Below are 14,749 nucleotides of genomic sequence, written 5' to 3' on the forward strand. Positions count from 1 at the left end.
GATATTATTTATTTTAAGTATCGAAAGTTGTTTTGGTAGGAATTTGATCCATAGCTCGCTCCGCAATGGCAGTTATTGATAAGGATGGATTCACTCCTGGATTTGCTGATATCATGGAACCATCGATAATATAAAGATTGTCGTATCCAAAAACTTTGTTATTTTTATCAATCACCCCTTCTGAAGGATTTTCTCCCATCACAGCACCACCCAAAATATGAGCTGTTGAAGGTATTCCTGCAATTGTTTCTAGGGTAAATGAGGTACTCACACCATTAACAGCTTCGCTGTATTCTTTAATCAGTTTAACTGACTCTGGAATAAAAGGGGTAGGTTTTTTACCTGTACTTATTGTTGAGTTCATAAACCCAAGAATATTGATCTTAAATCTAAGCGTACTATCTAGGGTTTGCATAAAAAGCAGTACAACTGTTTTTTTTGCCCAACTATTCACAAAATAAATTTTGAAATATTTGACAGGAGATTTTACTAATGATACTAGAACTTTTGCTAAACGAATGAAAACATTAGTTCCCGTAACATACGGGAAATGAATTAGTTTCCAGGCATTAGAACCTTCAGAATATCTACATATTTCTAGGTGACTATTCTCATCAGTATCTAAAATACTTCCGATAGCAACACCTTTCGAAAAGTTTTTATCTTTTTCAAGACTAGAAACACTTACTAAAGTTTCATTATTAGTTCTTATGTCTTGCCCTAATCGATCAGAGATATTAGGTAATGATTTAGTCTTTAATTGTAGTAGTAATTTAATCGTTCCTAATACACCCCCAGAAAAAATGACTCCTTTGCTTTTAATTTTACTTTTTTTCGAAAATAATTTTGTACTTGTTTTTATCGAAACTTCATAACCATTAGAACCATTTTCTGTGTTTATAGGTTTAACATCATAAACCTCCTGTTCGGCCATGATTACTGCTCCATATTTTTGTGCCAAGTATAAATAGTTTTTATCCAGTGTGTTTTTAGAATTATTTCTACACCCTGTCATGCAGGCACCGCAAAAGTTGCAACCGGTTCTTTCTGGCCCCATGCCTTCAAAATAGGGGTCCTCTTTTGTAACATTCTCTTCTCCAAAATAGACAGCAACAGTGGTAGCATCAAATTTATCTTCCATGCCTAATTTTTGAGCTACTTTTTTGAGCCCAATATCTCCGTCAAACAATTTGGGGTTCTTAGCTGCACCAAGCATTCTTAGTGCCTCCTGATAATAAGGAGCTAGTTCCTTTTCCCAGTCGTTAAGTTTACTCCAGCTACCAGTTTTAAAAAATGTGGATTTAGGAATGGGCAATGTATTGGCATATACCAAAGAGCCACCACCTACACCAGTTCCAGAAAGAACTGCAACATGCTTAAAAACGGTTAATTTCATGATCCCAAAGAAACGGAGACTTGGCATCCAAAGCCATTTTCTAAAATTCCAGTTAGTTTTAGGGAAATCTTCAGCCTTGAACCATTTTCCTTTTTCAATTACCAAAACGGTATAGCCCTTTTTCGATAATCTTAAGGCGCTAACTGAACCACCAAAACCACTTCCTATTATGATATAATCGTACTCCATTCTTGATATTCAATTATTATTTACCGTAACATGTTGTCGCTGATCAAAGCTATTTTTTTCGCCTAGAAAAAACCGAAGTTATGAAAATTAATGTTCATATTTACCAAAGAATCTGCAAACAGTTTTTATAATTCATTTTTTATTTCAGTTCTCCTTTTTTAATAAGAAAGGAGAATATTTTTTTATCAACTTCAGAAATAATATCAAGGTCTTTGTAAGTCAACCATTTTATTTCCTCAATTTCACTGTTTGCTTTTAAAGTTCCAGAATATTTTGCTTTGTAGCAAGTCATGATTACATTTATTCCTTCTTGTGCTCCGTCAGACTGTGCTGAAAATGTTCCAATATATTCAGCTGTATTTGGGATTATAGTAACGCTTAATTCTTCTGCTACTTCTCGTATTAGCGTTTGTTCATCACTTTCCCCGCTTTCACGTTTTCCTCCAGGAATGTAATATTTAGTTTTTCCTATAGATTTTGTACTCAATATTTTTCCTTTTTGGATTTCAATAAAAGCTATTTTGTCGATTGTGGTCATAGTTTAGATAGTGTTTGGTCAAGCGCATTACGCTGATATCTATAGTACTTAACCATTTTTTTTCGATTTAGATAGACGTATGAAGACTAATATAAAGAAGATGAAAAATACCCAGTCATTGATTCCATAAATCGAGTAAAATACTCCGGCCATTAGGTCTTTTTCATAAACCGCAGCAATATCATTATTTAGCATCCAATTTATCCAAACAAGCCCGTAAATTAATTTTTCAATGGCGAATATTCCAACAAGCCATCTAACTTCATGATACTTTTTTGCAACAGATATATAGGCTAGTCCCCATATTAGAATCATTAATAACCCAAAATTTGACATTACTGTGGGATCAAATTCAGGAATTGTGGCATTAGTAAATAATCTTGAAAAAATTAAAACTGATGCGTTCATTAATCCAGAAATAATAAATCCTTTAGTAATTGCTGTACTTTTTATTGACATATTTCTATTAATTTATTACTTAGATTTTGTTGGCTTGCTACATACTTTTGAGGGTTTAGCGCATTTCGCAAAATTCGAGATACAATAACACTATAGGTCGAATTATCGATAACGTTAGATAGTTTCAATAAATTTTAAAAAGACTTTTTTATGAAGTTCAAGATCCATAGTAGCAGAAAGCGATGCACGCACTATGTAATCTTTGTCTCCTTCTTTAGTCGTTCCTTGAGTAGAGGTTGCAGGGATTGTCCAGTAACATCCTTTTAACTGACCATAGCTCACACAAAACTTGCTTTCATTAGGAATTTCTGTAATCATTAAATTGATTAATTTAAGATTTAAGTCTCTCTTATGTGCTTCTTTTTCTTCAGCAGTATTCCCTTTAGTAGGTAGGTCTAATGAAAACACAGATGGGGTAAATCCTTGTTTTGCCAGTTCTTCAGAAACAAAATTGATTTTTGCTTCTGGTAAAGTATCGTGGATGAAATTTACAAAATCACGTGTGTTTTTATAAGCATTAATAATTCTTTGATTCATTGAAGGCAATTGTTTGGCTAATATTTCATATTGGAGAGCTGTAGCCTCATTATCGCAAAGTTGTAGATGCATGGCTATTTTTTCCATCAAAGCTTCCGTTTTTTTATTTCCTACACAGTAGCCCGCAGTACATTGACCACCACTTGGGAATTTCGAGCCACTAGCAAATGAAATCGTTCTAACCGTTGCAAGTATGTCCTCTTTGCCCAAAAAATGCACATTAGGGCAAAAGGTTTGATCTAAAATAAAAACAGGATCTATCGCCATTGCACCCGTTGTAGTTTTACGTTGTTTACTTAAAACATTTTTTAAATCTATCAGATTTGGAACTTCAACTCTTGGGTTGGTTGGAATCTCAGCAATGATATAAGGAACAGCATCTTCATTAGCCATTTGTGCTAAAACGGTATCAATGCTTTGAACCATGTCGTTATCGCCATCAACTAATAAATCAACTATTTCAACATTGTCAATGCAAGCAGCAACTCGTCTTGCTTGATCATTTGTACCGCCATAACAATTTGGAGGAACGATAATTTTGATTGCTTTTCCCTTGTGTTTTTCAACGGCATCATGAATTAGCCCCATTAAAATCGAATACTGAATAGAGAGTCCGCTAGAAGCAACTAGTGGATTTGTACTCGTATTAGTAATTGTTTTAATAGCATCTAAAACTTCTTTTTTATCTGCTTGTAAATTGCTTTGTGTTACATCAATGGGAGATTGCGCTACTAGAGATCTCAAAGCTGTAAGAGAATCAGCAGGTGTCATTGCAATAGTTTCTCTTCTTCTTACATGTTGAATATCTGAAATATAACTTTCGTTTTGCTCTCCATTTACAACTAAAACACTTCCTAAGTGCTCATGAAGACTAATAACAAAGTCAACTCCATTAGGGATATTAATTGTGCCAAATTTCTCTTCTTGTAAAATGAAGACGGTACTACCATCAAATGCTGGAATAGCTTCTATATTTTCAACTTTCTTCAAATCAAAATGATAACCATAAATGTTTTTTACTACTTCAGCATTAAAACAATCAGGTAATTCGCCAGTATAAACTATGTGGCTATTTTTATTATCTAGTAAATTTTTTCTTAGAACTGCCAAAATAGGAATCGTCTTTGATGAAAAACTAATTACATTTTCTGGTTTTAGATTATTTATCTTAGCAATTCCCCATTCTAGTATACAAGATAACGGATGACCTAATCGAATATAGTCATAAGCAGTGGGTAATTCGTTTAGAGCAGATGATTCAGAATTATTGTCATTAAATAAGGTCTCAAACTGTTCTAAGAACTGCGTTTTAGCCAATCTTTCATCATAAATATCTAGTCGATGTGTTGTTATGCTCAACCAGCCAGTTGGCATATTTTCTATTACCTCTTTTATATAATGTAGCATTTTAGTGTCTTTCATGATTTTACCTTTAGATAAGTCTGCAATTTACGTAAATAGATTTATTTAAGAGGGTCGCCAGCATTTTTGTTCGATTCTTGCTGGCATTCGCAAGCTTTACCAAATTTGTTGATTTTAAAGCAAAGTATTTTAAGGAAAACGAAAATACAAATTAGACGATAACACCACATATAACATGCATGAATTTCTACTAGTTTACTTTATTAAAAATAATTATACTCTTTCAATAAACAAATCTTTGTACTCCGTGCCGATACATACATATAAACATTCTAAAATTGTAAAAAGCACAAAGCACAAAACATTCGGATTGTTAAATTTATAATTACTAATCATTACTTAAAAAAATAAGATTATTAAGTATCTATAGAAATAGTGCTTACGATTTCCATGTAAAAATGCTCTTTAGTGAGCTGTGCCTGTTACAGTTGTGAATTATTTTATTTGTAGTTTCCAGTTGAATAATGTTTCCGTTTCTCCAATTTTAAGAAAATTATTTTTCAATAAGATTGTAAATGAACCAATATTTTCTTTTTCAGTAGAAGCAAGTATTGAAAATATTTTGGGTTGAGATTTTGCCCAATTTATTATTCCTCCAACGGCTTCTGTCATAAATCCTTTTTTTTGAAATTCGGTATAAGTACCATATCCAATTTCAATTTCCCCCTCTGAATTAGGTTCTCCAAAGAAACAAATGTCACCAACCATTTTGTTTGCCTGCTTTGAAATTACTGTCCAAAGTGTTGAGTATAAATAGTCTTTGGTTGTATCTGCTACGTTCGGTAAAATTGTTTTTTCTAAAGCTTCTTTAAGTTCAGCGGAAATTGTCCTCGATGTCTCATTTAGATTTAATTCATTTTCCAAAGAGTTGTCTGCCTTGCTATATTTTATGAGTTGGTCGCAGGTTAGGGGTGTTAAAATAAGTCGTTCGGTTTCCATCATTTTGGGTTGTCAATTTATACATGGGTGATCTTTACAATAAGCACTAAAGTGAGTGTAGGTCTTAGTTGGTTTATTTCTATTGTGTCGTACTATTTCTTGTGGTTGTCATGAAATAATATCGATTAAGTTTTATTTTTTGCGTAAAAGAAAGCAGCAAAATCTTTCGCTTAACAAGAACATAGCTTTTGGCCATAGTTTTTGTTAAGCGGGAGATGCCCTTATGATTAAAGATATCGGAACAACTGAACAATAACAGGAATAATTAAACAAATTGCGAGATACTGAAACAAGTTCCGTCTTAGCAATCAGACATATTTACCGCTACGGCGAGTCCACCTTCAGAAGTTTCTTTGTATTTGTTGTTCATATCCTTAGCCGTTTGCCACATCGTATCAACTACTTTGTCTAAAGGGACTTTGGCGTGTTTAGGATCAGTTTCCAAGGCTAGTTCTGCAGCATGGATGGCTTTTATAGCGCCCATAGTATTGCGCTCGATACAAGGAATTTGTACCAATCCGCCAATAGGGTCACAGGTTAATCCTAGGTGATGTTCCATGGCAATCTCAGCGGCCATTAAAACCTGTTCTGGGGTTCCGCCCATCAGCTCACACAACGCCGCTGCAGCCATCGAGGAGGAAACACCTATCTCTGCCTGACATCCACCCATTGCCGCTGATATTGTTGATCCTTTCTTGAATATACTGCCTATTTCGCCAGCAACTAGCAGGAATTGTTTGATTTCTTTTTCACCAGCTTGATGGTTTTCAATCACCAAATAGTACATTAACACGGACGGAATTACTCCGGCGCTGCCGTTCGTAGGCGCGGTTACAATTCGTCCTAAAGCGGCATTGACTTCATTTACCGCCAAGGCAAAACAGCTCACCCATTTCAGGATTTGGCGAAATTTCACTTCGGTCAGTCTGATTTGTTCTAACCAGCTTTGTGGGTCGCTGTAATTTGATAATCCAATTAAATTTTGATGCATGTCAAAAGCCCTACGACGAACATTTAAACCACCCGGAAGGATTCCCTCTGTATGGCAACCAATGTACATGCACTCTAGCATGGTGTTCCAGATGCGCATCAACTCGTGGTCAATTACTTCTGGGGTACGCATGGATTTTTCGTTTTCATAAACGATTTCAGATATCTTCTTGTTTTCGGCTTTACAGTACGCTAAGACGTCGACTGCTTTATCTATAGGGAAGGGAAAAGCGCATTTTATTTCGATTTTCTTCTTAGCGTTCATTCGTTCTTCTTTGACTACAAATCCACCACCGATAGAGTAGAAGGTAGCGATATGTTTTTTTCCATTAGCTAGAAAAGCGGTAAATCTCATTCCGTTAGAATGAAAAGGAAGGAACTTTTTATTGAAAACGATATCTTCTGAAAAGGAGAATGGAACTAGAAACTCATTTCCTAAATGGATTTGGTTTTCCTCTTTGATAGTCTTGATAATTCCATCTATACTTTCTACCGGAATGTACTCAGGATCCTGACCGCTTAAGCCTAACATTACAGCTAAATCAGTGGCATGACCTATTCCGGTTAAGGATAGAGAGCCATATAAATCTGTTTTTACTCTTACAACAGACTCAATTATATTTTTCTTTCTCAATTCTTTAAGAAAGCGTTCTCCAGCACGCCAAGGACCTAATGTGTGTGAACTAGATGGGCCAACACCAATTTTCAGCATGTCAAAGACAGAGATACATTCTTCCATAAATAGAGTCGTTTATGCCACAAATATAACCGAAATTAGCAATGATTTATCCTAAAAGTGGACTAATGTTAGTTATATGATAGAATTTGGTATTGAATTTTAATAATTATGTAATGATAAGTAAGGTTGCCATTGTTATATAAATTATAATTCCCTTATACCCAGTGATTCTCTGGTTCGAATTCATAACAGGAGTAGGCAGTCAAATTGAAATAATTTTAATAAAGTACTAAAATGGATAGCCAATGGCGAGATTAAAAACCAGATTTTCTTTTCGCCAGCTGCTGTTTCCAAAGCTTACTTGATCCAGTACCCAACGGTCTCCTTCCGGCAAATACGGTTTGCGGATAGGGAAAGCGAGGTCTGTTCTTAGCACCAGAAAAGAAAAGTCAAATCGCAATCCAGCACCCACACCCACGGCAATTTCTTTTAAGAAGTCTTTAGAAAATTGGGCTCCAGGTTTTTCAGGATTGTCCTTGAGCAACCAGATGTTTCCGGCATCGACAAATAAGGCGCCTTTTACGATATCATAAATCTTCGCTCGGTATTCTGTATTGAATTCTAGTTTTAAATCTCCAGATTGATCGGCGAGAAACGTATTGATAGTTGTATTTCCATTAAAACTTCCTGGACCTATGGATCGCGCCCTAAACGCTCTAATACTATTAGTTCCCCCGTTGAAAAATTGTTTTATAAAAGGCATTTCATTCGAATTTCCATAGGCAAATCCTGCACCGGCAATAATTCTGCTGGCTAATTGCTTGTCGCCACCCAATTTTAAATAATGTCTAAACTCGCTTTCTACTTTTACAAATTGACTGAACGGCACACTAAATACTTTTACAGGATCTCCTTTTTTCAAGTTGGCTCCAGTTGCTAATCCAGTTATATTTCCAGCTAAATCTAATCCAGCTTTATAATAAAAGGTGTTTTTCCTTCTTTTATCCATAGTGTTGGTGTACGTATAAGAGTAGGTAGGGCCAAAAATCAATTGCTTTTCGATTACTTTTCCAAGTGAGGCATTAGCATCTATTTGCTCTTGGTACAAAGGCGTCACGTTTTGCGGACTGGCATAGGTGATTTCAGTGATGTTAAACTGATGTTCTTTGCGTTCATTCTCTTTCCATAAATAGCCAAACGACCCTTTGAATGTTTGTAGCGAATACAGTTTGGTTCTGTTTTGGAATTCATATCCCAAAGTCGCTTTGGTCTTAGGGACAAAACCGCTAGAGGACACAAAATGGAATGGAGCTATAATTCTGGGCCAAATTAAATTAGCCTCTGTACCAAAACGGTATACATTAAAACCGTTATTTACACCTGAGACTTGTACTTCTAGTCCGCCAAATGCAGAGATAGTTAGCAATTCGGCGCCTTTGAAGACGTTTCTATTGCTCCAGTTTAGATTAAGTTCTGTACCTGTATAATTAGCCGAATTGGTTTTGGCCAATACTTCCACACGAATCGATTTTTTAGGCAGTGGCGTGAGGTAGTAATAGGCATCGAGATAATTGCCTATGGTATCAGCGACTTTAAATTCATTTTTCACAAACTTAAACGTCCCTAAATTGACTAATCGGTTTAGGGATAAATTATGATTGGTGCGGTTGTAAAAATCGTCCTTTTTGAAATATAAGGTGCGATCAAAAATTCTAGGTTTAAACAAATTCTCATTATCTATAATCGTGATGTCGTTGTGTTTTACCGCGGTATTTGGATTAGCAACCAGACTATCTGCATTAATGGAATAATTGGGGTAAACGATGATATCGTTGATTCTGTACTGCGTTTGCGCTAATTCTGGGGTTTCCTGTTTTACCTTGACAATTAAATCAACCTGATGGTCTGCAACCGTGCTATCAACCTGAACTTTAAGATAGTCAGCGTTGAAATAGTAGAATCCCTTTTCTTTAAGCCTCGCATCGATGCGCAGTCGTTCTTCTTTAATGGTGGTAAGACTGTAGCCATTATCTTTTTTTAGTAACGTCCTGTCCTTAGTATCTAGTACCGCAGTGGAAAGTATTGCGGAATCCTGAGGGAATTTAATTTCTCTAATACGGTATTGTCTTTTGGGGTTTACGGTATATTCGGCCTTCACTTTTTTACCATTACGTGTAGAGTCAGCTGTTGATCTGGTGTTGAAGTAACCGTTGTTTTCTGCATTGTTTTGTAAAACTAATTTGTTGTATTCCAGATCTACTTTACTATAATAGACTGGAGCTTCTCCAACTTTAGTTTTTAGCCAATAGCGAAATCCTTTTTGCTTTTTTGGAGTACCAGCAATTTTATAAATAAATAATTTGGGTCTAAAGCCCAAAAAAGAAGAGTTAGGTTTGGGTCTGACAATCGCTTGAAATTCTGCTTTCAATGCTTTGCGTTCTTTTTTTGGGGTTGCATCGCCTTCCACTTTTATTTTGGCACCCGTGTACAAAAATTCGCCTTCAGGTAAATTTCTTGTACCGCTGCAGCTCACTGCAAACAATATAAAAAGAAGATAGAGTATGGAATTTTTATTCATCAGACTGCTGTTTGGAAAGTTCTTATTTGACTTTATTTTTCTTTCTTTCTGTATTTACTTTTTTAAATAACTCTTTAAATTCATTATAATCTAAAGTAATTACAAAAGCAATTCCAGTTTCAACCACCTGGCCTTGAAGTGCTACCTGGTATTTATTGATGCGATACGCTTTTAATTTATATCTTCCGTCTTTAGAGAGTTGATATTCTATCGTAACATCACCTGCAATGGTATTGGCATCCTGATTTTGTTGTTGTGGTCCTTCTAGGCCAAAGCTGCTTCCTATAGTAACTTTCAGGCGATCATTTAGCAGTTTTTTAGAAATCCCAACATTTAAATCGGTTTTATTTTCCAGTTGTCCCGTGGTATAATCTTGTGAGGAAGCTAAATCAAAATTCAGTTCGACACCGCTTATTAAATCACCAGCTAGGTTATTTAATTGTTGTGACAGGATTTTACTAGCACTTTCTCTGGCGAGAGACGAAACGGTAGTTCCTCCGGATTCGCTGGCAAATGGATTTTCACCTATAAAACGGTTCAGTAGGAGTAGAGCAAACACTTGTTTGTTCAACTCATCTGGTTGCTGACGTAATTGGGTTAGTTTAGATTGGGTGGTATTGATAATTTCTGTAGAAACACTATTGTTTCCTTCTGGTAGGATAATATCAAAAGATATAGTAGGCTTCATCAGTTCGCCTTTCATTTTCAATTCGGTTTCAAAAGGAATTTTTTGCTTGTACGTGTTTCTCACATAAGCCGTAACATTGATTAATTGGTCGCCCACAAGATCAATCGGTGCAGCTTCATTTTTATAAACTGCTGTGATATTTATATCAGCTGCCGTTGGTTCTCCAGTCCATAGAATATAACTACCGCTTTTAATGTTAAACTTGCGTTTAATCAAATTAAAATTCATTTCATAGGATCCTTCTTTCAACTCATACCTTCCAGTTAAAGTTGTTTTTCCGGATGGATCAATACCACCGGTTAATTGGGCTTCGCCTTTTAATTGGAGAAAGTCGCCATTGGCTTTGTCGATGACAATTGATAATTCAGCGTCCTTATCCACTTCGATATTTACAGAGGCATTGATGCCTGTAATTTCAAGATTGCTTAATGCTTCATCGGCTCTTAACGTCTTATGGATCATCGGTGGGTTATCTTGGTCTATAAATTCAACAATACCTTCTCTATCTGCAATCGAAGGATCAGACTGTGGCATAACAATCGTGAACTTAGTGTCTTTGTTCACTTTGATATTCCCGTCCACAACAGGATTGTTGAATGTACCGCCAATTCTCAAATGATTGTCTAAATACAATTCGCCATAATACAAATCATTGTCTTTTTCCTGAGAATTGATGGCTTTAAAATTCACGGCATCTAGCGTTAAATCATAGCCGATGTTGCTGATGTTTTGAGTATTGACTTTTCCGTTGATATCTAAATCATTGTTTTTTTCATCTTTTATGATAAAATGATTGAAAACGATGGTATTACCGGTAAAGGCAATTTTATCGTTGAGGGATTTAAAGGTAGAATTGAGTGGGGTTACCTTAAACCCTATGTCATTAAAAAGCAAATCACCAACTACTTTTGGCTGCTCTACATTTCCTGAAATTTTAAATTTTCCGGTAAAAAAACCAGTACTTTCTTTTACGTTATCTAATGTGAAACCCTGGATGCTTTTGAGATTTAATCTCGAAATATCCAAATTCATATTCAGATTTCCATCAGCTGTTTTGTAGGTTCCGTTTAAATCAACAAGATTGTCCTGTCCGGTTAAGGAAACTCTGGTATTGTAAGTATTAGCTACGTTATTGTCAACATGTACGGTAATGGTACCCACAGTGTCTTTCTTGAATGAAAAATGATCCACAATCAAATCAGAAGTGAAAAGAGGGGATTGATTCAAGTTTTTAACTACTGCATTACCATTGATGTTTCCGCTTATTTCCATGTCTCCCTTTACGGCAATATTGCTGATGGTCTCAATTTTAAAGTCTTTGAAGTCAATTGCCAAAGGTGCATTTGCTTGTTCAGACTGTGACTGGATTTTAATGCTACTTTCTGCGTTGCTTAATTCAAAGTTATTGACATTAATTCCTTTTTTTCCAAAACGAACTAGGTTATCCGCATCCACTTTCCAAGATTCATAATTTAGTAGTAGATTTTTCGGGTCAAACCAAAGTTCATTATTTCCCGCTGACCCTTTTAGCTTTCCAGAAATTAGGTATCTTTCTTTGTCTTTTAAATCTTTTAATTGCAAGGTATAATCGGCCGTATTGTCTTGCACTTTTCCAGAAATAGAAGTGTAAGGCAATTGGAATTGGCTGTTTTGAATGTCATCTACCACAAGAGTATACACTAAAGCATTGTCTTTTGTGTCTATTTTTAAAACTCCATTTGTTATTGTATTGCCGCCATAGACTAATTTAGGAATTGCACCATTCAATATGATGGAATCATTGACCGTATTGTATATTCCGGTTATGGAAATAGGTTCAAGACTCTTTAGTTCAGGAATTAATTTTACTAAAATAGGACTGTCTGCAATTCCAATTTTAAATTTTAATTGTTGTTTTTCAGCAGCACTTGCTTTTCGAGATGGAGTAGGATTATAATAATTTGCTACTGAATTTGATAGTGCATCTGCGATTGTTGTCAGCTTGTATTTTCCTTCTATTTCAGCATTTAAAAATTGAGACTTAAACGACAGCGTATTTTTGTCTGCTCCAGAAGTAACAATCATACTTATGGAATCCATTACAAACTGCTCTTTTTCATCGGCAATAGTAAGATTGACAATATTAAATTTCCCATTAAGATAATCAAGATCAACAGCCTGAATATCTGCATCTAGTACTCCTCGTATCTTCATAGGTCCTGCATGTAGATTCAGTTTTTCAAGATCGGCAACATCGACATTTAACTTTATTTTCCCGCTAGGGTATTTGTCTTTAAAACTCCCGCTGCTTACTAAGTCAAACGTTAAATTAGGATCGTTACTATTAGCAGTGGCTTGGAACATACTCTTGTTGATTGTTCCTGTAAGGTCGAGGTTGCTATAATTGTATTTATTATAATTAATTTTTCCTATGGTTCCTTTTAAATTGGCATCAGCTGTTTTTGCATCTAATCCAGTTCCTTTTATAGTTGCACTCCCACTTATTTTTCCTATCGAATTATTCTTAATTAGTTTTCCGAGATCGAAATTTTTGAGGGTTGCTTTAACATCGTATTTTTCTTTGTTCTTTATTCGTTGATCAAATAGAGCATTGATTTTGGCAGGACCAAAACTACTTCCTAAAACCAAATCAGTAGCGAAGTTATTTATAGTTCCTTTAAAAGTTCCCTTGGCAGTAAATGCTGCAGGTAAACTAATCGAATTTGGAATCGTTTCTTTTGGTAGGAAGACATTAAAATCGGTTGCGGTCGATGCAAATTCTTTTATGTCCAAATCAAAATACGCTTTTTGGGTGTTTGGTAAACCGGTGATGGTTCCGCTACCCACAATTTTTGTATTGCCTATGCCGCTGATTTCTAAACTCGGAATTTCAATCGCTCCTAACTTACCAAACACTTTGCTATTTATCTGAAGTATAGCATTTGGATTATCCTTAAAAGGCACGGTATTAGCTAAATTCGGAACAAAAAGCAAAATGTCTTTAAATCCTACGCTACTTTTTTTCAAAGTGGCATTAATGCTTAATTCTTCTAAATTATCACTAATGGATGCAATAGAGGGATAACCGATAAGGATTTCGTCTTTTATTAAAGTCTGTGGTGTTTTTAAGTATAAGTTTTTGAGAAAAGAATTCGTTTTTCCATAGAAAAAATCTGCTTTAAAGGATAGAACGTCGAGACCACTGTGTTCTTTTGCTTTAAAAGCACTTATTTTTCCGGAGGTACTTACAGAACTATAATGGATGTCTTGAGCGTTAAAACTTAGCGATTGTAATTTTAAATGGTTGTGATCAAATCCTTTTGTTATCGGAGCAATATTGTTATTGTCATAGTTAAAATCAACCCTTTTGATATTGGATTCTCTGACTTTAAAATCCCAGTACCTGCTCTCAGTTAAGGCTGATTCTTTTTTTTTCGGTTTTTTTTCTGATTTACCAAAGGCTACTTTTCCGTTTGCATCCGATAAATTAAGGACATCAATCAGGAAAAAATGGTTGTAAAAGTCGGTTTTGTCAAATTTAGCTAGTCCCTTTTTTAATGAAATAGTAGCGCTTAATTTATTGACTTCGTCCTGATAATCCAACGCTATTTTAGAAAGGTCGATTTCACCCAACAGAAGTTTATAAGTACTTTGTGGAGTATTGTCCTCCTGAGTTTTAATCTGTGTAATGCCTTGTTTAAATTTAAGGTTCAAACCTTTTATTTTAATCTTGGGTACTTCGAAATCTAAGGCATCTAAATCAAAAGTTTTTATTCGGGTTTCCAGATGGTTCAGTTTGATATACAGATCATTTTTGGAAAATGAATCGGTATATCTCAGATTTATCGTATCCAGATTGATATTTTCAATTGAAAACGTCATTGGGGCCGTGTCTGGCTTTTGATTATCAGGGGACGCAAAAGCTTTTATGATGTAATCAAAATTGAATACGGAGGTGGAATCTCTGTTGATATTTGCCGTAATTCCCTGAAAATCGATGGAATTGATTTCTATTTTATTATTGATCAATTGAAACATACTAATGTCAACGGCTAGTTTATTAGCACCTAACAGGGTATCTTTTTTTAGGTCTTCAAAGTATACACCTTCTAGGATTATTTTCTTTGGAAACCCAATGTCAATTTTAGCTATGACAACCTTAGTTTTGATTTTATTTTGAATATATACTACTGCCTTATCCTTTGCGTAATTCTGTACGTAAGGGATTTGGATAAGCAGTAAAAGCAGCAAGAATAATACGATGATTGTTCCTACTGTCCACTGGAAAATTTTCAAACCTTTTTTAAAATATTCTTTCAAATGGTACTGTTTTTATTATCAAAAAACGCAATAAA

Annotated in this window: 8 protein-coding genes; all 8 read right to left on the reverse strand. The window is 35.1% G+C overall.

The features are described from left to right. Positions 1 to 13 precede the first annotated feature (13 nt). A complete protein-coding gene (locus AC4PRO_RS04345; protein ID WP_492116457.1) occupies positions 14 to 1,585 on the reverse strand; it encodes a GMC oxidoreductase in 1,572 nt (523 codons plus the stop codon). A gap of 139 nt (positions 1,586 to 1,724) precedes the next feature. Then, positions 1,725 to 2,123, reverse strand: coding sequence for an NUDIX hydrolase (locus AC4PRO_RS04350; protein ID WP_492116458.1), 399 nt, complete (start codon positions 2,121 to 2,123; stop codon positions 1,725 to 1,727). Between the two features lie 48 nt (positions 2,124 to 2,171). Beyond that, positions 2,172 to 2,582, reverse strand: a complete 411-nt coding sequence (locus AC4PRO_RS04355; protein WP_074724651.1) for a hypothetical protein — start codon at positions 2,580 to 2,582, stop codon at positions 2,172 to 2,174. 114 nt (positions 2,583 to 2,696) lie between these two features. After that, positions 2,697 to 4,541 (reverse strand): PLP-dependent aminotransferase family protein, encoded by a 1,845-nt coding sequence (locus tag AC4PRO_RS04360; RefSeq protein WP_492116459.1) that lies wholly within the window; start codon positions 4,539 to 4,541, stop codon positions 2,697 to 2,699. 435 nt (positions 4,542 to 4,976) lie between these two features. Further along, a complete protein-coding gene (locus tag AC4PRO_RS04365) occupies positions 4,977 to 5,483 on the reverse strand; it encodes a GNAT family N-acetyltransferase (RefSeq protein WP_074724653.1) in 507 nt (168 codons plus the stop codon). 298 nt (positions 5,484 to 5,781) lie between these two features. Further along, on the reverse strand, positions 5,782 to 7,209 hold the full coding sequence (locus AC4PRO_RS04370) for an L-serine ammonia-lyase (protein WP_074724654.1): 1,428 nt from the start codon (positions 7,207 to 7,209) through the stop codon (positions 5,782 to 5,784). A 229-nt stretch (positions 7,210 to 7,438) separates the two neighbouring features. After that, positions 7,439 to 9,727 carry a translocation and assembly module lipoprotein TamL gene (gene tamL, locus AC4PRO_RS04375; protein WP_074724655.1) on the reverse strand — a complete coding sequence of 763 codons (2,289 nt, stop codon included), beginning with the start codon at positions 9,725 to 9,727 and terminating at the stop codon, positions 7,439 to 7,441. A gap of 22 nt (positions 9,728 to 9,749) precedes the next feature. After that, complete coding sequence (locus AC4PRO_RS04380) at positions 9,750 to 14,714, reverse strand: translocation/assembly module TamB domain-containing protein (RefSeq protein WP_492116460.1); 4,965 nt, start codon at positions 14,712 to 14,714, stop codon at positions 9,750 to 9,752. Between the last annotated feature and the right edge of the window lie 35 nt (positions 14,715 to 14,749).

Source organism: Flavobacterium sp. DW-iso2, from assembly GCF_058725285.1.

Excerpts from the sequence above, each read along its gene's own strand:
- AC4PRO_RS04345 (WP_492116457.1), bottom strand. The coding sequence starts at position 1,585 with ATGGAGTACGATTATATCATAATAGGAAGTGGTTTTGGTGGTTCAGTT.
- AC4PRO_RS04350 (WP_492116458.1), bottom strand. The coding sequence starts at position 2,123 with ATGACCACAATCGACAAAATAGCTTTTATTGAAATCCAAAAAGGAAAA.
- AC4PRO_RS04355 (WP_074724651.1), bottom strand. The coding sequence starts at position 2,582 with ATGTCAATAAAAAGTACAGCAATTACTAAAGGATTTATTATTTCTGGA.
- AC4PRO_RS04360 (WP_492116459.1), bottom strand. The coding sequence starts at position 4,541 with ATGAAAGACACTAAAATGCTACATTATATAAAAGAGGTAATAGAAAAT.
- AC4PRO_RS04365 (WP_074724653.1), bottom strand. The coding sequence starts at position 5,483 with ATGATGGAAACCGAACGACTTATTTTAACACCCCTAACCTGCGACCAA.
- AC4PRO_RS04370 (WP_074724654.1), bottom strand. The coding sequence starts at position 7,209 with ATGGAAGAATGTATCTCTGTCTTTGACATGCTGAAAATTGGTGTTGGC.
- tamL (WP_074724655.1), bottom strand. The coding sequence starts at position 9,727 with ATGAATAAAAATTCCATACTCTATCTTCTTTTTATATTGTTTGCAGTG.